General features: G+C 59.8%; 16 protein-coding genes. 4 read left to right on the top strand and 12 right to left on the bottom strand.

Features of this window, described 5'->3' with window-relative positions; translation table 11 throughout:
- Window positions 1-29: 29 nt before the first annotated feature.
- Window positions 30-1,229, bottom strand: coding sequence for an SGNH/GDSL hydrolase family protein (locus tag M9Q49_RS29840; RefSeq protein ID WP_254512956.1), 1,200 nt, complete (start codon window positions 1,227-1,229; stop codon window positions 30-32).
- A 190-nt stretch (window positions 1,230-1,419) separates the two neighbouring features.
- Window positions 1,420-1,917: a 5-(carboxyamino)imidazole ribonucleotide mutase gene (purE, locus tag M9Q49_RS29835; RefSeq protein ID WP_254512955.1), complete on the bottom strand. Its 498-nt coding sequence runs from the start codon at window positions 1,915-1,917 to the stop codon at window positions 1,420-1,422.
- Window positions 1,918-2,014: 97 nt separating this feature from the next.
- Here purE and M9Q49_RS29830 point away from each other — a divergent pair, with 97 nt between their 5' ends.
- On the top strand, window positions 2,015-4,636 hold the full coding sequence (locus tag M9Q49_RS29830; RefSeq protein WP_254512954.1) for a tetratricopeptide repeat protein: 2,622 nt from the start codon (window positions 2,015-2,017) through the stop codon (window positions 4,634-4,636).
- Between the two features lie 141 nt (window positions 4,637-4,777).
- Window positions 4,778-7,837 (top strand): VWA domain-containing protein, encoded by a 3,060-nt coding sequence (locus tag M9Q49_RS29825; protein WP_254512953.1) that lies wholly within the window; start codon window positions 4,778-4,780, stop codon window positions 7,835-7,837.
- Window positions 7,838-7,849: 12 nt separating this feature from the next.
- Here M9Q49_RS29825 and M9Q49_RS29820 read toward each other — a convergent pair whose 3' ends face one another.
- From M9Q49_RS29820 to M9Q49_RS29805, 4 genes are all read right to left on the bottom strand, one after another.
- Window positions 7,850-8,323, bottom strand: coding sequence for a YgaP family membrane protein (locus tag M9Q49_RS29820; protein ID WP_254512952.1), 474 nt, complete (start codon window positions 8,321-8,323; stop codon window positions 7,850-7,852).
- Window positions 8,289-8,672, bottom strand: coding sequence for an SMI1/KNR4 family protein (locus M9Q49_RS29815; RefSeq protein WP_254512951.1), 384 nt, complete (start codon window positions 8,670-8,672; stop codon window positions 8,289-8,291). The genes M9Q49_RS29820 and M9Q49_RS29815 overlap by 35 nt, the downstream gene beginning before the upstream one ends.
- Before the next feature lie 79 nt (window positions 8,673-8,751).
- A complete protein-coding gene (locus M9Q49_RS29810; protein ID WP_254512950.1) occupies window positions 8,752-8,916 on the bottom strand; it encodes a hypothetical protein in 165 nt (54 codons plus the stop codon).
- Window positions 8,917-9,031: 115 nt separating this feature from the next.
- Window positions 9,032-9,967 carry a TIM barrel protein gene (locus tag M9Q49_RS29805; RefSeq protein WP_254512949.1) on the bottom strand — a complete coding sequence of 312 codons (936 nt, stop codon included), beginning with the start codon at window positions 9,965-9,967 and terminating at the stop codon, window positions 9,032-9,034.
- A gap of 232 nt (window positions 9,968-10,199) precedes the next feature.
- Between M9Q49_RS29805 and pstB the strand changes: the two genes are divergently transcribed.
- On the top strand, window positions 10,200-11,084 hold the full coding sequence (pstB, locus tag M9Q49_RS29800) for a phosphate ABC transporter ATP-binding protein PstB (RefSeq protein WP_254512948.1): 885 nt from the start codon (window positions 10,200-10,202) through the stop codon (window positions 11,082-11,084).
- Window positions 11,085-11,104: 20 nt separating this feature from the next.
- On the opposite strand, the gene M9Q49_RS29795 is transcribed toward pstB, so the two are convergent.
- Window positions 11,105-13,459, bottom strand: a complete 2,355-nt coding sequence (locus M9Q49_RS29795; RefSeq protein WP_254512947.1) for a hypothetical protein — start codon at window positions 13,457-13,459, stop codon at window positions 11,105-11,107.
- A gap of 216 nt (window positions 13,460-13,675) precedes the next feature.
- Between M9Q49_RS29795 and M9Q49_RS29790 the strand changes: the two genes are divergently transcribed.
- Complete coding sequence (locus M9Q49_RS29790) at window positions 13,676-14,656, top strand: hypothetical protein (RefSeq protein WP_254512946.1); 981 nt, start codon at window positions 13,676-13,678, stop codon at window positions 14,654-14,656.
- On the opposite strand, the gene M9Q49_RS29785 is transcribed toward M9Q49_RS29790, so the two are convergent.
- The 5 genes from M9Q49_RS29785 to M9Q49_RS29765 form a co-directional block, all read right to left on the bottom strand.
- Window positions 14,604-15,215 (bottom strand): DUF4919 domain-containing protein, encoded by a 612-nt coding sequence (locus tag M9Q49_RS29785; RefSeq protein WP_254512945.1) that lies wholly within the window; start codon window positions 15,213-15,215, stop codon window positions 14,604-14,606. The two genes, M9Q49_RS29790 and M9Q49_RS29785, sit on opposite strands and share 53 nt — an antisense overlap.
- Window positions 15,216-15,506: 291 nt before the next feature.
- A complete protein-coding gene (gene ilvA, locus M9Q49_RS29780; protein ID WP_254512944.1) occupies window positions 15,507-16,736 on the bottom strand; it encodes a threonine ammonia-lyase in 1,230 nt (409 codons plus the stop codon).
- A 150-nt stretch (window positions 16,737-16,886) separates the two neighbouring features.
- Entirely contained in the window at window positions 16,887-18,548 is a 1,662-nt protein-coding gene (rpoD, locus tag M9Q49_RS29775; RefSeq protein WP_254512943.1) for an RNA polymerase sigma factor RpoD, read from the bottom strand.
- A 115-nt stretch (window positions 18,549-18,663) separates the two neighbouring features.
- Window positions 18,664-20,538 (bottom strand): DNA primase, encoded by a 1,875-nt coding sequence (gene dnaG, locus M9Q49_RS29770; RefSeq protein WP_254512942.1) that lies wholly within the window; start codon window positions 20,536-20,538, stop codon window positions 18,664-18,666.
- A 395-nt stretch (window positions 20,539-20,933) separates the two neighbouring features.
- Window positions 20,934-21,905 carry a TraB/GumN family protein gene (locus M9Q49_RS29765; RefSeq protein ID WP_254512941.1) on the bottom strand — a complete coding sequence of 324 codons (972 nt, stop codon included), beginning with the start codon at window positions 21,903-21,905 and terminating at the stop codon, window positions 20,934-20,936.
- Window positions 21,906-22,154 lie beyond the last annotated feature (249 nt).

The raw sequence follows: 22,154 nt of genomic DNA, 5'->3' as shown, positions 1-22,154 counted from the left end.
TTGACGCCTGGCTTTTCTTCAGGTGGTTTCTACTTCACCGGCTTGATGGCGATCTCGACCGCTTCGGGCTGAACGAGCTTCGTGAGTTCGGCTTCGGTGGCCGCGATTTCCTTTTGGGCTTCGGCGAGTTTGGTTTCGTCTTTGGCTTTGCTGGCGCCGCGGAAGTTGTTGTTCAGGCCGCCTTGCAGCTTGTTGATCTGCTCGACGATCTTGGCGCCGCGTTCGGCGATCGCGCCGTTTTCGAAGGTGGCCATGTTCACACCGCGGGCCAGTTCTTCGGCGGTGACCTTGGCTGCGTCTTTGCCGCCGATGGAGATGGTGTAATCGCCCGCGGCCAGGCCGGTGACGGTGAGCAGGTAGCGCGACAGGTCGGCGATCTCGGGCATGAGCTTCAGCGCGGCGCGGCTTTGAGCTGGGATCGGCCAGGGCAACTTTTCGTCCTGCCGCGTGAAGGTCAAACCGCCATCGGCGGCCTTGGTCGCGGTGATCATGCAGCCCTTCGTTTCGACGACCTTGCCATCGGCTTGCAGGGTGGCCGAGCTGACTTCGCGGTTGACGTCGAGGCCCGTGATGATGGTGGCCGCCATCGTGTATTGACCGACTGGGCCCGGATGCACCGGATCGCCGATCAGGCCGATCTTGTCCTTGTTGGATTCATCTTTGTTATTGGCCCATAGGGCGAGGAGCGGATGATATTGATCGACGTAGGTCAGCTTCTCATCGGTGGCGAGTTGCTTCAAAGCCTCCGAGTAAGGATGAATGCGGCGGCAGCGATCGCCCTTCCAGCTTTCCATTTTACTGCCGTCGTTGACCGGGCTCGATGTGATGAGCACGGGCGTTGCGCCGGCCGAGCGCACTTGGCCGATCAGTTTCACGGCGCCTTCGATGTACTTCTTCGGGTCGTCACCGGCACCGACGTCGTTCATGCCGAGCTCGATGCTGACGATTGTCGGCTTGAAGGCGGCGATGTCGTAATCAAACCGGGCCGACGTGCTTTGCATCGTGTGGCCGCCGACGCCCGAATTGCGGAATTGCAACTTCAGCTCGGGATAGCGAGTGCGAAAGAAGGCTTCGATGTAATTCGAGTGTTGCCGCTGGGCAGTGATGCTGTCGCCAGCCATCACCCACACGTCGTTCTCTTTGAGCTTGAGGGGCACGGCGGGTTCGGCGGCGTGCGCGATGGAGATAGCGGCCAGCGTGAAGAATACGGACCAGATACGGCAAAGCATGGGAGAGGCTCCTCGGAAGGAAAGAAGGAAGGCGCTCGCATGATAAGTTGGGCGACAGTGGGTCTGCCAGTCGGCAGGATGGACCATTGGTCCGTTGATGGGCAGCGCGTGCTGCCTGGTTGACGCGGTACCCGCTTCTTGGACGGACCAATGGTCCGGTCCTACGGGAGGGAAGTCACTGCACGCTTCGCTACACCGGTGGCAGCGTATCCTTCATCACCTTCGCCGCTTGTTCGTCGGTGAACTCCTGCAGCTTTTTGCGGAGCGCGGCGTCTTGCACGGCGAGAATGCGGACGGCGAGCAGACCGGCGTTTTTGGCACCGGCTTCGCCGATGGCGAGCGTGCCGACCGGAATGCCGCCGGGCATTTGCACGATGGAAAGGAGCGAATCGAGTCCCGAGAGAGCGCGACTTTGCACCGGCACGCCGAGCACAGGGAGCACCGTTTGCGAAGCGACCATGCCCGGCAAGTGCGCGGCGCCGCCGGCTCCGGCGATGATGACGGCCAGGCCGCGCTCTTCAGCCGAGGCGGCATATTCGCACATCCACTGCGGCGTGCGATGGGCCGAGACCACGCGACATTCGTGAGCCACGCCAAACTGAGTCAACATTTCGGCGGCATGACGCATCGTCTCCCAATCGGACTTGCTGCCCATGATCACGCCGACCAGCGGTTGTTGTGTATTCATGCGACTATCATAATCAATTTTGGTTCTCTTCCAGGGCACAGCATTTTTCGATTCGCCACCTCCACGGCTCGGCGGGAGCCTCGCCCTCCCGAAACGTATGTCGACACGAATCTGGATAGCAGCCCTCATCTTGCTCGGCAGCATTCGTTTGGCTCACGGCCAGGCCGATCTGCCGGAGAAGAAAGTCAGCGGCCCCAAGCCCGATGCGGCTGCCATTCAAAAGGCAGTGGTGGAGCTCGGTCACGAAGAGTTCGCCACGCGTGAAGCCGCTTCGAAGCTCCTCTGGCTGGCCGGCAACAACGCCGAAGCAGTGCTTCGAAAAGCGGTGACGAGCAACGATCCCGAAGTGAAGATGCGGGCGCGGTTGATTCTCGAAAAATTCGAGCTCGGCCTGACTCCCGACATGCCACCGGAATTCGAAACGCTGCTGGCGCAATTTCGCAGCGGCGACCTCGATTCCAAGCAGAACACCTTGCGGGTCTTGGTCGACAAAAAGCAAGTCAAACTGGCGATGCAGTTGGCCCGTTCGCATAACGTGGATATTGAACGCGATACGCTGCTGATGAGCACTGCCCGTCAGGCCCAGCGGTATGTGCCCGAGATGCTCGTCCGCGAGGAGTATAGCGAAGCCGAAAGTATTCTCGAGCAGGTCGACATCACCTCCGATTCCACGCTTGAGCGGCTGACCGCCGTGCTGCTCATCACCGGCCGTTTGCCCGAACGACTCGAAGCCGCCGAGAAGCTCTACAAGCGTTCGCCGAATCCTGCGCTCGCCAAACGAGTCATTTACTACCGTCGCGCCGCCGGCGATCTTGCGGGCGCCGCCGAGCTGGCGGGTCAACAACAGCTGGGCTTTTATCAGCGAGCCATTCTGTTGGAAAAAGGAGACTGGGCCGCTGCTGCCGGTGTGCAAGATGGCTTGGCCAAGGATCGCATGCCGCCGGCTGAGCTCACGGCGTATTCGGCCACGCTGCAGTTCTTTGCGGGCAATCAAGGAGTGGCCGATGCAAAACTGCTAGAGCTGCGCGATCTCGCGCGACGGCAACCCGGCGACTATTGGTTCGCCGCCGAAGCTCATCTGGCTTGCGAACAAATCGAGGAAGCCACCGAACTCCTCTCCGAAAGCATTCCCGCCGCGGCCTCGTACTACGACTTTCTGCGAATGAAGTATGCTCGTTCGCAGAAGCTGGCCGGCATCACGCTCGATACCAAGTTCGACAAATCCTGGTACGAGAAGCTCCCTGCCGGCGGACTCGTGGTCACGCAGTCACTCGTGCCACGGTTTAATTACGCCCGCGATCTCGCCCGGCAACTCTATTTGCTCGGTGAGCGCGAGCGGGCGAAAGAGATCGTCGCCATCGTTCGCAGCGAAGGAGATCCGAACGGCAATCACTGGCCGGCGCTCATCGATGCCTCTGTGCAAAGCGGCAATCGCGCGCAAGCGCTCATCGATCTTGAATCGGCCCTCCGTCCCAGCGTCAACTCCACGTCCGTCCTGCGGATGGTCTATGAAAAAGACGCGGCGCTGGTCGATGGGCTCCATCTGAAATTCACCGCCGATGGTGTGCAAAAGCCCGACTATCTGCCGCTGCTGGAACAGCTCTTTGGCCCGCGTGGTTACACCGAGGACGAACGAAAGGAGCTGGTCAAAAAATTCGCGCCCCTCTTCGATCCATGGCAAGGAGCGACGGATTTCCGCCTGCATATGCGAGCCGCCGAAGTTTATCTGCGGCTCGACGAACGCGAACTGGCCCGCACTTGGCTCGAACGCGCGGAGCCACACACCACCGACGCTTCGGTCCGCCTCGGCGATCTGGCCCGTGAAGATCAGGACTGGAAGGCCGCCGAAAAATGGTATCGCAAAGCGCTCGAGCGATTGCCCGGCTTGCCGTTGCCGCGCTATCTGCTCGGCCAAACGTTGATCGATGCCGGACAGCGCGAGGAAGGCGAAAAGGAGCAACGGCGGGCTTCGCTCGCGGCGCTGTCGCCGGTTACGCGCTACGCGTTCGCCCAGCAATTGAAGGAGCGACGCTTCAATACCGCCGCGGCTGAACAAGCGCAGATCATCATCCGCACCGCAAACCCGACCGTGCAGCAACCGACGTTGGCCGCGGGGCATCTGCGGGCCAATCTCACGTCGATCGAAACGCCTGCCGCATCGGCCGATGCGTGGCAACGGTGGCTCCTCAGCATGCTGTGGGGCTCGCAAAACTACAGCCTGTTCGATCACTATTTGACCGATCCAGAGTTGATCCATCGTTGCCGCGCTCAGGCCCACCTCGCGGCAGGCAAACCTGACGCAGCCATTGCGGAACTGCGGCGCGTGCTGAACATCATGCCGGGCAACGTGCGAATGATCGAAGAGTTTGTGCCGCAACTCGAAAAGGCCGATCGCAAAGAAGTCGCCGCGGAACTCTTCCAGGAAGTGGCGCAGCGTTACGAACAAACGATTCGCGACTACCCCCTAACTTCGTACCATCGCCGCGAGCTCGCCTTGATGCTCGCGCGCTGCAACCGCCGGCTCGATGAAGCGCTGCAGCTCGCCAAGGACGCGATGAAACTCGAACCGAACGACGCGGAATATCACGACGCGCTCGCCGAGATCTACTTCGTCCGCGGCGACCGAGCGGCTGCCATCGAGTCGGGAGAGCGAGCGATTCGGCTAGAGAAACAAAATGTCGAGCTGAAGCAGCGGTTGCAGAAGTGGAAGAAGAAGTAGCTGAATTCGCCAGAATTCAGAAGGTCTCGCGTGCATGCCGGATTCCGAATTCTGGCGAATTCAGCTACTGCCAAACGCCCGCTGCCCAGCCAGCTATGATGGAAGAACCGCATCGCAAGTCCGCCCGAGGATCGCAGGCCTATGCACTGGTTGCAACTTTCGTTCGATCGTCCCTGGTGGTTGTTGCTGCTATTGCTGTTGCCGGTCATCTGGCGGATTGGCTGGCAAAGTTTGTCCGGCCTCGGGCGATATCGTTTTTGGCTAGCCCTCGGCTTGCGATCGGCGTTGCTCATTCTGTTTGTCTTTGCGCTGGCCGAAATTCAGATCGTCCGCATTTCGCAGCGGATTGTGGCGCTGTTCCTCATCGATCAATCGACGAGCGTCGCCACCGCTGAACGGAGCGCGGCTTTTGCGTACGCGAACTCCGCTGTCGCGAAGCATCGCAACACCATCGTCGAAGACGCCGCCGGCGTGATCGTGTTCGGCGCGAGCGCCCATATCGAACAAGCCCCCACCGCCGTCGGCGACTTGGTCCGGCAGCGAGAAAGCGAAGTCGACGACAGTCGCACCAATCTGGCCGCGGCGCTTCGTTTGGCCAAGGCTTCGTTCCCCGCCGAATCGGCAAAGCGGGTAATCATTCTCAGCGATGGCAATCAAAACACCGGCGATGCGCTGCTGGAAGCGAGCGACCTGGCTGCGGCCGGCATCGGCATCGACGTGGCTCCGCTCGCGCATGGCCCGCATGGCGATGTGGTGATCGAGCGCGTCACCGCGCCGGCCGGTGCGCGCATCGGCACCACGTTCGACGTGCAGGTGCTCGTCGACTACCGCCTGCCGCCGCCGAACGAATTTCGCCCGGCAGCAGCCGAAACCGTCGGCGGCAAACTGGTGATCCTTCGCAAATCATCGGGGCACACGCACCTGATCGCGGAGGAGCAAGTCAAACTCCGTCCCGGTAAGCAGCTGTTTCAATTTCGCCAGCAACTGACCGAAGCCGCGTTCTACAGCTACGAAGCGAAGTTTCAGCCCGACGATGTGAAGGCCGACCATTACTCGCAGAACAACACCGCGACGGCCTTCACGCATCTGCAGGGTCGCGGTCGCGTGCTGCTGATTGTCGACTCCGAAAATCCCGCGGCCTTCGATGGCTTGGCTTCGTTGCTGCGGAAGGATGAACTCGAAGTAACCATCCAGCCAACGAGCGCTCTTTTTCAAAGCCTGGCCGAGCTGCAGAACTACGACTGTGTGGTGCTGGGCAATGTCGCGCGGACCACCGGCAATCAGGCCGAAGAGCTGGTGCAATTCACCGACGAGCAAGTGAACATGCTGGTGAAAAACGTCGAGCAACTCGGTGCAGGCATGGTGATGATCGGCGGCCCCGATAGCTTCGGCGCCGGCGGCTGGCAAAACACCGAGCTCGAAAAAGCCCTGCCGGTCGATCTGCAAGTGAGCAACTCCAAGGTTGCCGCTGTGGGCGCGTTGATGCTCATCATCGACAAGTCGGGCTCGATGGCGGGCGAAAAATTGGAGATGAGCAAAGGGGCCGCGATCGCCGCGGCCGGCATGCTCGGTCCGCATGATTCGATCGGCGTGATCGCTTTTGACGACGGCCACGAGGAAGTCATTCCGCTGCAAAAGCTTGGCGGCAACGCCCACCGCATCAAGGAACGAATCAAGCGGCTCGGGCCCGGCGGTGGCACCAACATGGAGTCGGCACTCAAACGCGGCTATGAACAACTCCGCAGTTCCAAGGCGGCGGTGAAGCACATGATCATCCTCACCGATGGGCAGACGACCGGCAGTGGCTACGCCCAGCAATCGGCCACGATGCGCAGTCGCCATCAGATCACCACCACCACGGTCGCCGTCGGCACCGATGCAGCCAAGGGTTTGCTGCAAGACATCGCGATTCGTGGCGACGGCAAGTTTTATCAAGCGACCAATCCCAAGGTGCTGCCGAAGATCTTCATGCGCGAGACGCGCCGCGTGGTGCGGCCGCTGGTGTATGAAAACGAAAGCGGCCTGCAGCTGCAGCGGTCGCACGATCATGAAATCCTCGCCGGAGTGTCGACTGAGCTGCCGCCGATCACCGGTTATGTGCTGACCACGCTGAAAGCCAACCCGCTGGTCGAAGCGCCGCTCCTCGCATCCGCGCCAGGCGCGCCGAATAACACCGTGCTCGCGACATGGACCTATGGCCTCGGCCGAACGGTGGCGTTCACCTCGGATACGGGGCAGCGGTGGGCGACCTCGTGGAACAATTGGGCCGATCGCGACAAGCTGTTTGTGCAAATGGTTCGCTGGTCGATGCGGCCGTTGCTCGATCAAGGCAACTTCACCGTCAACTCGCAAGTTCGCGACGGCGAGCTAGAGGTGAACGTGCAAGCCATCACCTCGGCGGGCGATTTCGTCAATAACCTGACGATGATCGGTGGCCTGACAAACGCCGATGCCACCGCAGTCGAAACCACCGCCAGCGGCGATGCCGAACTCCGCTTCGAACAAACCGGCCCGGGAAAATACCGAGCCCGCGTGCCGATCGCGCAGGCTGGCACTTATCTCCTCGGCATTCAACCGGGCCCCGGCCTGGGTGTACTCCGCACCGGCATCAACGTGCCGCCGTCGGCAGAGTATCGTGAAACAACGACCAATGAAGCACTCCTCGCTTCGCTGGCTCAGTTGAAGCCCGCCGGCGGTAAAGCGGGCGAACTCATCCGCTTGCCGGATGATCCAGACACTTGGCGGAAGTTCGCGGGACCGAATCTGTTCCGCCGCGATCTGCAACCGGGCCGCGGCTTGACCGCCATCTGGCCGACAGTCGTGCTGATCGGCGCGTGCCTGTTCTTCTTCGATATCTTCAACCGCCGCGTGCAGATTCCCTGGGATTACTTCGCCGATGTTTGGACGCGCTTAACTCGCCGCGAAGCAGCAGTCGCCGTGGCTCATCCGCTCGATCGATTACAAGCAACGAAGCGACAAGTGCGAGAGCAAACCACTTCCAACCGGCATTGGACTCCGCCGCAACTCGATGACGAAGCGCCCGCCGAAGTTCGCACCGTTGCGAGCGAAGGTATATCTACACCGCAGCCAAAAATTGCCGAGACTAAGCCCATCACGCCTCAAGCCGACGAAGAACAATACTCCGATCGGCTGCTGAAGAAACTGCGTGAAGTACGGGCGCGAGATCGCGATAAGAAGTAGGCCCAGCGACAACTATCGCCGCGCTGCCGCCAGCGCTTGTTGCGGCGAACGATTGCCAGGCTGACTGCCGTTAGTCGAAACAAAATCGCCGCGGAGCGCTTTCAGCGCGTAGCGTTCTTCATCGATCTCGGATTGCGTTCGCACACCCAAAGCCCGGAACACCGGCAGTGGTGGACACCAACCTTGCAGTGCGTGCTGCAGCAGAAATCCACCGACTGCGATCGGCAACAAAATGAACCGCCGATCGACCAGAACGCTGAGCGCTGAACCGACGACCACCGCGCAAGCCGCGTTGGTTTCCAACCGCCGTTCGACGTCCCATTCTTCATCGAGTTCCTCAAGCCGCTGGTCGATCGCAGCCCGCCCTTGGCGAGCTAGCTGAGCGACGCGCTCTTCGGTTTGCTGCTGAATCCGCTGGTTGTATTCGTCCGCCGTGTTGGCAGGTACGCGATCAACCGTACTGGGAAAAATGGAAGACGTAGACATTTGCGGGCTCCTGAAGAGGACGTTGTGCGACGTTCGCACGGGAGTCGCAAAGTGCATGCCAGTCGTCGATATCAAAGCGCCGCGCGCTTAGCTCCTCGGCGATGGCGTTAAGCCAGGCAGCGTACGACGGAGCGACCACACGTGGCGGCGGCGAGCCGTTCCAAGCGATCACCTGGCCGCGCGAGCCCTGCGGACCAGGATCGAGATCAACCGCGAGTAAGTTGCCACCCGCATCGACGGCGATGGGAAGCCAGCGCTGCCGCCAGCGCGAGTCGCCGAGGATTTTCTTCCCAGCGCTGAATCTCGGCCCGGGATCGTCCCACGGATAATCCAGGCAGATCCGCGCCACTCGGCCATGCCGGAAACCGGCAAGAGCGTGACGTAATCGATGAACGTGCAGTCGCCGCGCGTCGACATACCGTTATGGATCAGCAGAGACTGACGATTGCTGGCGGCAATTTGCAGCCGATCTGCCGCTCGAGTTTTTCGATGGCGGCTGGTGTCGCCGGTGGTCGCAGCGTTTTGAAGGTCGAGCGCGCTTGCTCTTGAAGTATCGCTTCGATCGCCGCCCAGCTAGTTGCCACTCGACGCATTTAGAAATGCTTTCGCAATGATCGCGCTCGTCCTAGCCTCTTAGCCACCAACCGATGTTGGTGGCTTCCCGAAGACGCGTCCTTTCACGGAGTGAAAGGCGACTGATTGGGCAGACTAAGCCTTGGCCAGTTCGTCGCGGACTTTTTCCAGCAACTTCTTGGTGGCCATGATGCCTTCCTTTTCTGGCAGGCGGCTTCCTTCGTATTCGATGCCGCAGTAGCCGTGGTAATTGTGCTTCTTGACCACGATTTCCATGATCTTCTTGTAGTCGGTCTTCGTTTCGTTGCCATCGGCGTCGAAGTCGTGGCTCTTGGCGCTCACGGCTTTGGCGAACGGCATGAGTTCGTCGACGCCCTTATAGCGGTCATAGACCTTGCCGTTGCCGATGTTGAAGTTGCCGAAGTCCGGCAACGTGCCGCAGCGCTTGTGGTCGACCTTCTTCATCACCTTCGACAGCCATTCGCCATCGCTCGAGTTGCCGCCGTGATTTTCGACGATCACGTTAATGCCGTGCGTATCGCCAAATTCGCTCAGCTTCCGCAAACCGTCGGCAGCGCGATCGATCTGTTCTTCGTAAGTGCCGCTCGATTGCGCGTTGACGCGAATCGAATGCCCGCCGAGATACTTCACGGCTTCGACCCACTTGTAGTGATTTTCAACGGCTTGCGTCCGCTTCTTTTCATCGGCATCGCCCAGCGCGCCTTCGCCGTCGCACATGATGAGCAGGGTCTTCACGCCCAAATCGTCCGAGCGCTTCTTCAGTTCGCCCAGGTACGCGGTGTCCTTGGCTTTGTCCTTGAAGAATTGATTGACGTACTCGACGGCTTCGATGCCGAACTCTTCCTTCGCGACGCGGGCGAAGTCCATGTTGGTGATCTTCCAATCGGTGCGGCCGAAGAGCGACTTATTCAGCGACCACTCGGCGAGCGAGATCTTGAAGAGGGGTTCCTTCTTATCTTCGGCCCGCAGCAAGCCGGGCAGAGTAGCGGCGACAGCGCCGGCAGCGGTCCACTTGAGCAGATCACGACGCGAAACAGGTGCACGATTCATGGCAACCAACTTCATCTCAGAGAGAAATGGAAACGGGAAAGGTCAAAAACCCGCAGAACTTCCGCAATTCTTAACCAGCAGGCGACTCGCCGCAAGATGCGACGGAGCTTAGGATAGTTGGACCCGCGTCTGTTTTCAGCAGCTGGATTCGTCAGAATTCAGCCGGTTGAGTCCCGCGGTGCGCTCTGAATTCTGGCGAATTCAGCTACTTTGAATCTTCTGTGCCGTTCCCATGTCTTCACCTCTGCCGAATCAGCCTGTCAAAACGCCTCCCCCCGCGCCCGGCGCCGGCAACACGCGGCTCGATGCCATCGCTCGCGGCGAGCCAGTGCAACCGGTCATCCACAAATCGTTGCAGGGGATCGATCCAGTCGTTGAAGTGCAAAACTTCAATCTGTGGTACGGGCAAAAGCAGGCCCTGTTTGACGTGAACCTCAGCTTTCCCCGCAAGCAGGTGACGGCCATCATCGGGCCGAGCGGCTGCGGCAAGAGCACCCTGCTACGGTGCATCAACCGCATGAACGACCTGATCGAAAACGTCGACATCAAAGGCGAAATGAAGATCAACGGCCAGTCGATTTATTCGCCGGGCGTCGATGTGATCGAACTGCGGAAACAAATGGGCATGGTCTTTCAAAAGCCCAATCCGTTTCCGATGAGCATTTTTGAGAACGTCGTTTATCCGCTGCGGATCGATGGCGAACGCAACAGCGCGATCATCCGCGACGTAGCCGCGCAAGCCCTGAAGGGCGCCGCGCTGTGGGATGAAGTGAAAGACCGACTGCACGATAGCGCGCTCGGGATGTCGGGTGGTCAGCAACAGCGGTTGTGCATCGCGCGAGCACTCGCCGGTGAACCGGAAGTGCTGCTGCTCGACGAACCTTGTTCGGCGCTCGATCCGATCGCCACGGCGAAGGTCGAAGATTTGATTCAAGAGTTGCGCGGCGAATACTCGATCGTGATCGTCACGCACAACATGCAGCAAGCATCGCGCGTCAGCGACTTCACGGCCTTCATGTATCTCGGCCGTTTGATCGAGTACGGCGAGACTTCGGAAATTTTTACTCGGCCGAAGTTGAAAGAAACCGAAGCCTACGTGACGGGCCGGTTTGGTTAATCGCTTGCTTGCTCGACGAATTACGGCTGCAGTAACAACGTCAGCGGCGTTTCGGAAATAATCGGTTTGCCGTCACGTTCGCTCGTCGCGCGAATCGTCAGCGGCATGTTCAGCGGGCCGGGAGCTTCGCCGCAGCGGAGCTTGATCTTCGCCGTCGTGTCTTGCGGTTTGGCTTCGATGGCCGTGGTTGCCAGGTCGCGCATATGCTCGGGAATGAGCAGTTCGATCTTCAGCGGTTTGCCGACAGTGCGGTCGCAGTTGATCTGCAGCGGAATGACCAATTCCGTTCCCTTCCGAATCGACATCGTGGTCGCTTCGGCAGAAACACGCAGCGGGCCGGGCGAAACAATTGCGATCAGCTGTTCGTTTTGATTGTTCGTCGTGTAACTCACTTTGTGCTTCTTGCCGGTCACATCGGCGAGTTCACCGACAACCATCAGCTGTGTGCGGCTCGTCCTGCCGAGCTCCATCCAGGGGGGCAACGAAACTTCGAATTCAAAATCGCTGCTGCCGGGCGGCACGGTTTTTCGCTCAGCGGCTACGCCCTGCAGGTGGCGGCCTTGCTTGTCGGAAAGTTCCGCCCAGATGGGCCCTTCAAATCCGCCGCGGTCAATTTCAAAGCCTTTGCGGAGCGTCGAGCCGCGGACGATGTATTGCAGATCGTACTGGCCAGCAAATTTGAACGGAGTGGCCAGGCTGGTGACGAGCAGCAGATGATCGACATCGACGAGACCGAGCGCGGAGATTTGATTGTTGTTGTTCGGCGGCGCGACGCTTTTTACCAGGCGAGTAACGCTGCTGCCGTCGATGTCCGCCTTGCCGACGATGCGAATCGCCGTGCGGCTGACTGGCACCATCGATTCGCAAGTGAAGACGAGCTCACCCTTGTTTTGATTGGCTTTCACTTCGACGGCCGGAGCAGTGACGCCGGTCGGCAGATTTTCCGCAGTCAACGTGATCGCGCCGGCGAAACCGCCGAGCCGCGTGATGTTTATCGGCAGTTTTTTCGTGCTACCGATGTCGACCGGCAGTGAATCAACGGTCATATCGAGCGCAAAATCGGGCGTCGGTTTTGTGCAACGCAGACGATACGCAAAATCGGGCCCGCCGCGCGAGGCGAAGCGTTCTTGCACGAGGACGGCGTAAGTCCCTTCCTTCGCCGCCGTAAACTTCACTTCGCAATCGGGCGAGCCATTCGGCAAGTCCTCGCCGAGGGCCAGTTCCTTGCCCGTTTCATCATGAATCACAATCACCGCATCGAGCGACGAGCCAAGTCGCGCTGCACGAACTTCCAATTGCGCCGTTTCGCCCTTGGCGAGCGTCACTTTCCAGGCATCGACATCGCCGGCTTGATCAATTCGGCCGTTGGCGATCATGGCGAGTTTCAACTCAGCCGCTTGCTCCAGCGAGTTGTTCGGTTCTTGTTCGCGAATCTCGGCGAGCTCATCAATATCGAGCTTCACCGCATTCAGCGAGTTCCCCTGATGCGTGAAGTAATGCGAAACCGTTCCAGTCGCGGCCGGCAACGTCTCTTCGAGTGTTTCCACGCCCTGACCGCGCACAGCGAACTTCGTCGCCACGCCGCGCTGACCACCGAGCGGATAGATCGAATCGATCCACGGCCCGGCCGTGATCGTCATTCGATAGACAAACGTCTGCAGGCCGGCGCTGCGCGTATCGGTAATGCGCACGGCATATTGGCCGCTCGTGGCGGGAGTGAATCGCAGTTGCGGATCGCGATTGAGTTGACCGGTGCTTTCGGCGACGAGCGCGCCCGTAGCGCTGCGAATTTCAATCCGCGGTTCGAGCGACGAACCGATTTGCTCGGCCATCACTGCGACTGTGATCGGCTTGCCGGCCTCGGCGGTGAAGGTCCATTCATCGAGATCCTCGCGCGGAAAGATTCGGCCGTTGATCGTCACCGGCAGTGTGACCGCCACGGGCAAGGGATCGCCGTCGGTTTCTTCTTCGACAACTTCCGGCAACGTGCCGACGATGAACGGCCGCACCGGCGTGGCCCCTTGCGCGTTCCACGACCGCCAGCCATGCGGGCCGAGCGCCGCGTCGGAAGTGATCACGAGTTCGGCCGCGTAGTCCTTGGGATAATCTTCTTTCTGCTGACTCGCCGGCTGTTTGATGACCGGCCCTTCGAACCATTTGGTCGGCACGCGTTCGATTTCCGCCGGCCCCGTGATGCCCGGGCCAATCATTTCCAGCGGAGTGCGCTCATATAAGTAGTAGCCGCCGATTCGCACCGGCACTTTTGTTCCGCGCTGCCCGCCGGCGGGAAACAGATACGCCGTGTCGGGTGGCTCCGCGGCGGCCGTGCCGGCAAGAACAACGAGAAGCAACAGGCCGTTGCTGCGGGTAGACATGGTGAACGCTCGGGAGGGAAAGTGAGGCGGGGTTTCACTTTAGGATGCCGAACTGGCTGGCAAGTTGCAAGAGAATTTTGCCGTACGAACGGGTCTCGCTGGGCAATCGCCGGCTCGCTAGTTACTCTGGAAGGATTGTCCTTTTTCCCGTTGCGGCCCGGGCCAGATTTGGCGCTACGGGTTTGATGCTGCGAGTACGCAGGAACGCAGATTCTCATGCCCATTCGTTTTGTCTGCCACCACTGCGGCCAGAAGCTGACCGTCGGCAGACGACGCGGCGGCTCGAAAGCCGATTGCCCGCGGTGCCACCAGACCATCCGCGTCCCCGACGATCCCACGCCCGGCGCGGCGACGATGACCGCGTCGGTGATTGTGATGGAAGGCCAAGCCCAAGCCATCGAGCAGCCGGCGCCGTACGATCCCGCCCTGGCTATCGGCGGCGATGAAGACTTCGCCATCGAGCCGGCCGACTTCGGCTTCGAAATCGGTGTGGAAGATTCAGGGCTGAGCAACGCCATCTCTAGCGAGGCGCGGCCGCACGACACGGGCTTGAGCGACCCCGGATTGGGGCACTCCATAACCGCATCACAAATCGACACGCATCCGCACGTTCCCCAGCACGACAATCCCGACCTGATCACGTTGCCGCGGCGCGTGCTATATGTGCAGGCCGGATTGCTCGCCGCCGTGGCCATCGTTTGCTTTACGCTCGGCGCACTCATGGGAAGCGCGTTCTTGCGCGGAACGGATGTCGCCCAAGCCGGACCATGCAAGATAAGTGGCGTGGTGAATGTCGCCGAGGGAAAAACCACTCAGCCCGAAGAAGGCGCCGCGGTTTTTATTCTGCCGGAAGACTCACGCAACATCGACGAACAAGTGCCCGTTGACGGCCTGCGGCCCAGCGACGCCGCGCCAGCAGAGAATCATCGCGGCTTGCTCATTCTGCAACAGATGGGAGGCGGCTATGCTCGCACCGATAAGGATGGGAACTACAGCATCACCGTGCCGCGGCCCGGCAAGTACTACGTGCTGGTGATCTCGCGCAGCAAGACGCTGAAGGGTACCGATCTATCCGGCAAGAAGGAGCAGATCGCGCGGTACTTTGAGAGTGTGAACAAGCTGCTGGAAAAACAGCTGTATCACTTCACCGGGGAGACGCTCGTAGACGGCCGGAAGGTCGACGTTTCGTTCGAATAAAGCCAGTCGTGGCCCGCTCGATTTGCACGCGTTCAATCGCTGGCGACTTGGTCTCCGCGGCGGGCAGCGTCAGCAAATCGCTGATGTTGAACCACACCGAACTGCCGTCCTGGCAAGTCAGCACATCACACGACCGCCGGCCGCGCTGCACCAGACGTTGCTTCTGACAAGTCAGTCCGAGGAGCTTCAAAACGTCGTATTCGTCGGGAATTTGCGAGATTATGTAGGGCTTTAGCCGCGAACCATCACCGGTCGCCAGAATGCCCTGCAAGCAAGCGCTGAAGGCGAGACGTTCGACTTCGGCTTGCTCGAGCTCGCCGAGCAGAGCATGGGCTTCACCACAAAAGTAGTGCGCCCGCGGTGAAAAAGCGGCCCGCGACTTCCAGCTGTGAACTTGCTCGATCACCGCCGTTGCTTCGCCAGCAGCGAGCAACTGAGCGACACTCTGCAATTCTTCGGGAGTGAGAGGCGACACCTTCTGTTGCAGCCAGGCAGCCCGCGCGGCGATGAACGTCGCGCGGCCGGGCAGCTCGAGAAAGCGGGCAAACTCCTGATACATATCCGTCGCTCACGGGGTCTCTTGCGCGGCGATCGCAGTTCACTTCGTGTGCTGTTCGTTGTTGTTCACTCACAACAACTCGAATCAACACCGGCGAGGAGGGAAGTGATGTGCATCGCGCGCTGGGTTGAATGGCGGTCCAAGCCGCAATTCATCTCGCATGATTCAAAGTAATCGACGACCCCGCGCATTTGCAATTGCTAACTCACGCGAGCGCATGAAATTTTGCAAACTTTTTCTGCGCGCTTGATGATGACGAAGTGCGCCGCGCGCTTGCGCGTTGATCATCGTTCACTCACGACCGACATGCGCGAAGTGACGAATGCCAGCCGCAGTCAGACGCTCATAGAGCTGCGCGAGATGTGCCGCATCGCGCGTCTCGACCGTGCAGAGCACATTCACGGCGGCAATGTTGGTTCCGCAGAACGTACGATCATGCACGATGTCTTGCACACTCACGCCGATGTCTTTGAGCAGCGTAGTGAATGTCGCGAGACCGCCGGGCCGATCGCTGATCTCGGCAGTGAACCGCGCGAGACGTCCATCGGCAACGAGCGCGGCATCGATCAAGCGCGCGAGAATCGTGAGGTCGATGTTGCCGCCGCAGAGGAGCAACACAACTTTTTTGCCGGCGAGTTCAGGTAACTTGCCGCTGAGAACGGCAGCGAGCGAAGCAGCGCCGGCCCCTTCGACAACGCTCTTCTCGAGTTCCATCAAGCGGACCACCGCGAGGGCCAACTCGGCTTCGCTGACCGTCACGATTTGATTGAGTCGCGGCCCAGCAATCGACACCGCGAGGGCTCCCGCCTTGGAAACCGCAAGTCCATCGGCGAGCGTGGGTTGAGTCGTCACTTCGACCGGCTTTTCCGCCGAAAAAGCAGTCGAAAAGGCCGTCGCATTGGCGGCCTGCACGCCGATGACCTGCACCTGCGGCCGCAACGACTTAATCGCCAGCGACACCCCCGCCGCCAGGCCGCCGCCACCGAGCGGCACGATCACCGCATCGGCATCGGGCACCTGCTCGAGCACTTCCAAACCAAGCGTACCTGCCCCCGCGATCACGCCTGGATCGTCGTAGCCATGCACATACGTCAGCCCTTCGTTGCTAACGAGTTCTCGCGCGAGAGCTGCGGCTTCCGCAAAGCTGTTCCCCTGCACGATGACCTTCGCGCCGAGCTTGCGACAATTCGTCTGCTTGATCAGCGGCGCATACGTCGGCATGACCACCGTCACCGGAATGCCCAGCGAGTTGCCATGATGCGCGAGCGCCAGCGCATGATTTCCCGCACTCGCGGCAGTCACGCCTTTCTTCCGCTGCTCATCACTGAGCAACAGCAGCGCATTCCGCGCGCCGCGCTCTTTGAACGAACCGGTTCGCTGCAAGAACTCCAGCTTGCAATAAATCTCACAGCCGGTGACTTCCGACAACGGCACGCTAAGTGGACAAGGCGTGAGAGCAACGCCGTCTTGAATGCGCTCACGCGCAGCGCGGATGTCGGCGAGAGAGATGGATTGTGTCATGCCATCAGGATGGAGGTTATCTCAGCGAATGCAATCCCCAAGGAGTTATCCCGAAGGTATGAGGCACCGAGCCAGTATCAAAAACAATCCCCAGGTGCACCGCAATTGCGCCACACCTGGGGATTTGATTTTCGAAATGTGCTCCAGAACTTAGCCAGCCATCGGCTTCAAAAAGCCTTCCAAGTGCTGGCTGCGGTTCGGATGTTGCAACTTCCGCACAGCCTTGGCTTCGATTTGCCGGACGCGTTCGCGGGTTACCTTGAAGATGCGGCCCACTTCTTCCAGCGTGTAGGTGTAGCCATCCTGCAAGCCGTAACGCAGGCGGACGATTTCGCGTTCCCGCCAGGTTAGCGTCTTCAGCAGCGTTTCGATCTTCTCGCGGAGGATCGCGTTGGTCGCGCTGTAGACCGGGTTGTCGCTGCTGTTGTCCTGGATGAACTCGCCGAAGCTCGAGTCTTCGCTGTCGCCGACCGGGCGGTCAAGGCTCACCGGATGGCGGCCGATGTCCATGATGCGGCGAACTTCTTCGATCGGCACATCGGTCTGTGCAGCGATTTCTTCAGTCGTCGCTTCGCGGCCCAGCTGTTGTTGCAGCGTCTTCTGAATGTTCCGCAGCTTCGACAGAATGTCGATCATGTGGACCGGAATGCGAATCGTGCGGGCTTGATCGGCGATCGCGCGAGTAATGGCTTGGCGAATCCACCACGTGGCGTAGGTGCTGAACTTGAAGCCGCGGCGATATTCGTACTTATCGACGGCCCGCATCAAGCCGGTGTTGCCTTCTTGGATCAAGTCGAGGAACGACAAGCCACGGTTGCGGTACTTCTTGGCGATCGAAACGACGAGCCGCAGGTTGCCGCTGCTGAGGTTCCGCTTGGCTTCTTCGTATTCCTGATGCTGACGGCGGAAAGCGGTGCAGCGTTCGCGAAGGCTGCGGGGGCTTTCGAGCGTGATCCGCATCAGGTCGAACAATTCGCGACGAAGATCGGCGCGCTCGTCACGATAAGCGACGTCGCCGCGAATGGCATTCAAGCGCGCTTGAACCGCGTCCATCCGGCGGGAATACATTTCGAGCTGCGCCATGTGCGGATGCACGCGGCGAGTGCGGAGGCTCAGCTCTTCGGCCAGCTGCAGGCACTTGCGACGACGGCGGAGGAAGTTGCGACGAGCGAGCTGACGTTCTTCGCGGCTGGTGCTCTTGCGCACCAGGCGAGTGAAGTCTTCGCGGTTGCGATCGAGCAGATTTTCGATGGTCCGCAGGTTGTGCGGCATGCGAGCGAGAATCTGTTCTTTGGCGAGTTGCTCGGTGAGCGAGACCTTGATCGTGCGATCGAAGGGGAGCTCACCCTTGTAAACTTGCGTGAGGATCTTCACCGTTTCGCGCATCGCATAATCGCAGCTCAGCAGCGTGCGGCGGAACCGCTTGCGGGTGACTTCGATCTTCTTGGCGAGCGAGATTTCTTCGGTTCGCGACAGGAGCGGAATTTCCGACATCTGCGACAGGTACAGGCGGATCGGATCGTTGTTGAGCTTCGTCGGCGGTTCGGTCGACTTGTTCGTCAGCGTCGGGCCTTCGTCTTCCTTGGTAGGAAACTTCAGGATGTCGCCGGGGCCGGGGGGAGCTTGATCGAGGAGTTCGATGCCCGCTTCGTCGATCGCGACGAGCAGATTGTCGAGCTTCTCGGGGTTGGTGTCCTGATCGGGGAGATAGCCGCCGATGTCGTCATAGGTGAGATAGCCCTGCGTCTTGCCCTTGCTCACGAGGGTTTGCAGGTCGCTTTCGAGATGGGTCGGCATTTGGTTCTGGGTCATGTCGTTCCTCCTTGAACGTGCGTGTCGGTCCGCGTTTGACTAAATCGGGACGCATTTAATCTGTCACCGGTTCGCGCTGAAATTGCGGGTTCAGTGCGAAACGGCCCAGCAGTCGCTACCCTTCCGTGGGCGCGATAATGCCTTGCTGCCGGCGTTTGGCTTCCAATATTTCTAAAAACACATCGTGCTTTTCCTGGTCATTACCCTCCGCTTGTTGCAGGAACGCTTGCTTCTCACGAATGATCCGCTGCTCATGGCCGCGGTGGAATTTTTGTAGTAACTGCCGCAGCCGCGTGGCGACATCGATCGTTGCCTTCGCCGCCTTGCGGTCGGCGATCTCGACGAGTTGCACCAGCAGGCTCTGCAGTTGTGGGTCTTCGATCTCGGAGAGAACTCGATTGAAATCGAGCGACTCGCCGGCTTCTTCCAATTGTCGATAGGTGCGGAACACAACCTTCGCCGCTTCCGACGAGAGATCGAGTTCGCCGAGCTCGCCGAGCGCGGTGCAGGCGTAATCATGATGCGCGACGAAGATTTCAAGAAGCTCAATCTCGTCCATCGTGATGGAAGAAAGTCGATATTCTGGCTTCGGCGGTTCCAGCGTAACGGCCGGCGCGGGCGTGGGACGCTGCTGAGTCTGTGCAGCGCTGCAGAGCTGGATGTAGCGATCGCGTACGTCGGCTTCGTTCAACAAGAACTGCCGGGCGAGACGAGCGAGGAGTTGTTGAGCGCGAAGACTCTTGGCATCGAGCGCGCCAGTCGATGTGCCGCGAGCAAGTGTGCTTAGAATTCCTTCCAAGGCGATGCTGGCGCGATGCGTCTCGGTGGCGATATTCAGACCCGAAGTCTCGACGCGGATTTTGTGTTCGAGCGCATCGACTGCCTGTTCTTGCAGCAGTTTCACGAACGGCTCTCGGCCTCGTTCAATCAAGAACTCAGCGGGGTCGAGTTCATCGGGCAGTGTGAGAACGCGCAAATCGATGCCGGCCGTGACGAAGATTTCCAAGATCTCGTTTGTGCGCGCCTGACCCGCTTCGTCGCCGTCGAGGAGCAACGTGATCGTATCGGCAAAGCGCCGTAGCAGCGGAATGTGCTTTTCGCCGAGCGCGGTGCCGAGGCAAGCGACGACGTCGCCCACACCGTACTGGTGGCAGGCGATGACGTCGGTGTAGCCTTCAACAACCGTCAGGTGCCGCGACTTGCGGGCTTCCTTGCTGGCAATGTCGAGAGCGTAGAGCTGTTCGCGCTTGCTAAAGAGTTTTGTTTCGCGGCTGTTGATGTACTTGCCGCCCTTGTCGGCCGAATTCGGCAACACGCGACCACCGAAGGCGATGGGCCGTGATTGCGAATCGCGAATCGGGAACATCACGCGATTGCGAAAGCGGTCGTAATACCTGCCGGTGTCGCTTTTGCCGGCGACGTCGATCGCTTCGAGAATCGCCGGTGAATGCGGTGTGTTGCGGGCCTTATCGAGCAGCCAGGAAAAACTGTCGGGGCAAAAGCCGAGGCGAAATTTTTCGATGCTTTCGGGCGTAACGCCGCGGTCCTCGAGATAGTGACGGGCAACTTCGGCGTCGGGGGCGTTTAGCAGGAACTGATGATATTGCTGTTCCGCCCAAGCAGCCGCGGCCATTAGCGCGACTTTGTCATCGGGGCTGCCGGGCGTGACGTGTTTTTCCGGAGCGTATTGTTTCAGCTCGATGCCGGCGCGATCGGCGAGAAGTTTCATCGCCGCACGGAAATCAACGCCGTCATGCTGCATGACGAACGAAAAAATATCGCCGCCGATGTTACAGACCCAGCACTTCCAGATGTTGCGGGCGGGATTCACTTGTAGCGAGGGCTTGCTGTCGTCGTGCCACGGACAGAGCGCGACGAAGCCACTCCCCTGCCGACGCAGGTCGAGATAGCTGCCCACCAAGTCGACGATGTTAATCGCCTGGCGGATTTCGTCTTTGGCACTGCCGAAATTTGATGCGGCGAAATTCACGTTCGCTGAAACTCCTGCAGCTCATCGTGTGACAAGATGTCACGTAATTCGCTGCCTCCAGTTTAGCAGTCACGGCCGGTTTGAGCATTCCTTGCGGCGAGCTGCTGGGCTGGCCGGATTACGAATCAGGCGTTGACTTGGTTCATCCTTTTTGGGATTTACCGCACATCGCCCTGAGTCATTCGGGTGTTGCTCAAATCCGTCAGATGACGGCTTCCATGCCACCAGTTGCCGTGTGTTCGCTGCCAAGCTGCAGCAGAAACGGCCGCCGATAGTGTGCCCTCCATAGCACCGCGAAAATTCTAGCGCAGGTGGCTGCCGCGATTCAACCCCAGTTTCTTGGCTGGAGGAAATCCGAACGGATTGGCGTGCCAACGACCCAAGCCAAATAGGCTCTACTTTTTCTCTTCCTTCTTCCCCTCGTCCTTGCCTTCACCCAGCGTCCAAGCCTTCATCCACGTCAGTTCGCCCTTGCGCTTCATGCCAAAGTCGGCGAGCAGGCGTTTGTCCATGTCGGGCAAGTGGGCGGCGCCATAGAACACGCCGATCTTCTTTTTGCCTTCTTCCAGCTGTTTGGCAAGCACTTCAAAGGCTTTGCGGTTGCGCTCGGTGACGATCGTCGAGCCTTCGGGGCCGTCGAAAATTGTCAGTTGCGATTCCATGTTTTCGAATTGGCCTGCCATCGCTTGCCGCAGCTTTTGGGCGCGATTTTTGGCAAACAGTGCCGATAGCATTTCGAAATCGCTCGTCCCTGCCGTGCCGGTCGCTTGCTGGGCCAGGCCGGCGCCGATCGCTTTCATAAACATCTGGCCGAAGCTTTCGCCGCGGTCGGTCATCGACTTGCTGAACTCTTCGGGCGACATGTCGGCATGCACGAAGTTGTCCTTCGTGTAGTCGACGCATTCGAGCTGATGTTCGAGACCGAGCATCGATTGCATCCCCTTTTGCATGGCAGCAATCGGATGGGCCGAGCCACCCTTGGCTCCCTTGGGAATCTTAGTGTTCGGCGGCGCGACGAGCTCGAACAGCAGCACTTCGTAGTCTTCGAACTTCTTGTTGAGCGCGTCGTAGTAGCCCTTCTCGCCGATGTGTACAGCGCCAATCAGGTCGATCGTCACGCCCGCATGTTTGCCGTCGGCGGGAACATAGCTGGCGATGGCAGTGTCCATCGTCAGGGCCGTTCCCTTGTCGTTGCGCACGATGCGAATGAAGTTCTCTTCCTTCTTCTTCTCAACCTTCTTTTCGGGCTGTTTTGCCGCAGGTGCATCGGCGGGCTTCGTCTCTTGAGCGAAGAGGAAACTGGTCAGGCCGCTGAACCAGGTGCTAGCGACAAGAGCGGCAGTCAACCACATCGGGGAAGCGCGCATAAGAACGGTCCTAAGAGCGGAAAGCGAGCAAAATGACAGCAGCCGGTGCATTCATCGGCCGAGCCGAACCTGCTGAAAAAACTAGCGGACATACCGCGCCCGCAGCGCCAAAGTATACGCCGCTGCGGTACTTGCGGCAATTCTTTCGGCTGTCGCAGGCGGTCCGAGGCGTTTTGCTGGCGGCTGGCGGCAGGGGCTGTCGATGTACCGGCCATGGCAAGATCGCGCCGCAGAACCGGAATTCTCGGA

This window comes from Anatilimnocola floriformis, from assembly GCF_024256385.1.
GTDB lineage: Bacteria > Planctomycetota > Planctomycetia > Pirellulales > Pirellulaceae > Anatilimnocola > Anatilimnocola floriformis.
Note: the sequence above shows the minus strand (reverse complement) of the source record. Positions and strands in the feature narration are given on the sequence as shown.

Bases quoted from the DNA above. Each gene is read 5' to 3' on its own strand.
- M9Q49_RS29825 (WP_254512953.1), top strand. From the start codon at position 4,778: ATGCACTGGTTGCAACTTTCGTTCGATCGTCCCTGGTGGTTGTTGCTG.
- M9Q49_RS29840 (WP_254512956.1), bottom strand. From the start codon at position 1,229: ATGCTTTGCCGTATCTGGTCCGTATTCTTCACGCTGGCCGCTATCTCC.
- ilvA (WP_254512944.1), bottom strand. From the start codon at position 16,736: ATGACACAATCCATCTCTCTCGCCGACATCCGCGCTGCGCGTGAGCGC.
- M9Q49_RS29790 (WP_254512946.1), top strand. From the start codon at position 13,676: ATGCCCATTCGTTTTGTCTGCCACCACTGCGGCCAGAAGCTGACCGTC.
- M9Q49_RS29795 (WP_254512947.1), bottom strand. From the start codon at position 13,459: ATGTCTACCCGCAGCAACGGCCTGTTGCTTCTCGTTGTTCTTGCCGGC.
- purE (WP_254512955.1), bottom strand. From the start codon at position 1,917: ATGAATACACAACAACCGCTGGTCGGCGTGATCATGGGCAGCAAGTCC.
- M9Q49_RS29830 (WP_254512954.1), top strand. From the start codon at position 2,015: ATGTCGACACGAATCTGGATAGCAGCCCTCATCTTGCTCGGCAGCATT.
- M9Q49_RS29765 (WP_254512941.1), bottom strand. From the start codon at position 21,905: ATGCGCGCTTCCCCGATGTGGTTGACTGCCGCTCTTGTCGCTAGCACC.
- M9Q49_RS29820 (WP_254512952.1), bottom strand. From the start codon at position 8,323: ATGTCTACGTCTTCCATTTTTCCCAGTACGGTTGATCGCGTACCTGCC.
- pstB (WP_254512948.1), top strand. From the start codon at position 10,200: ATGTCTTCACCTCTGCCGAATCAGCCTGTCAAAACGCCTCCCCCCGCG.
- rpoD (WP_254512943.1), bottom strand. From the start codon at position 18,548: ATGACCCAGAACCAAATGCCGACCCATCTCGAAAGCGACCTGCAAACC.
- M9Q49_RS29805 (WP_254512949.1), bottom strand. From the start codon at position 9,967: ATGAATCGTGCACCTGTTTCGCGTCGTGATCTGCTCAAGTGGACCGCT.
- M9Q49_RS29785 (WP_254512945.1), bottom strand. From the start codon at position 15,215: ATGTATCAGGAGTTTGCCCGCTTTCTCGAGCTGCCCGGCCGCGCGACG.
- M9Q49_RS29810 (WP_254512950.1), bottom strand. From the start codon at position 8,916: ATGCGTCGAGTGGCAACTAGCTGGGCGGCGATCGAAGCGATACTTCAA.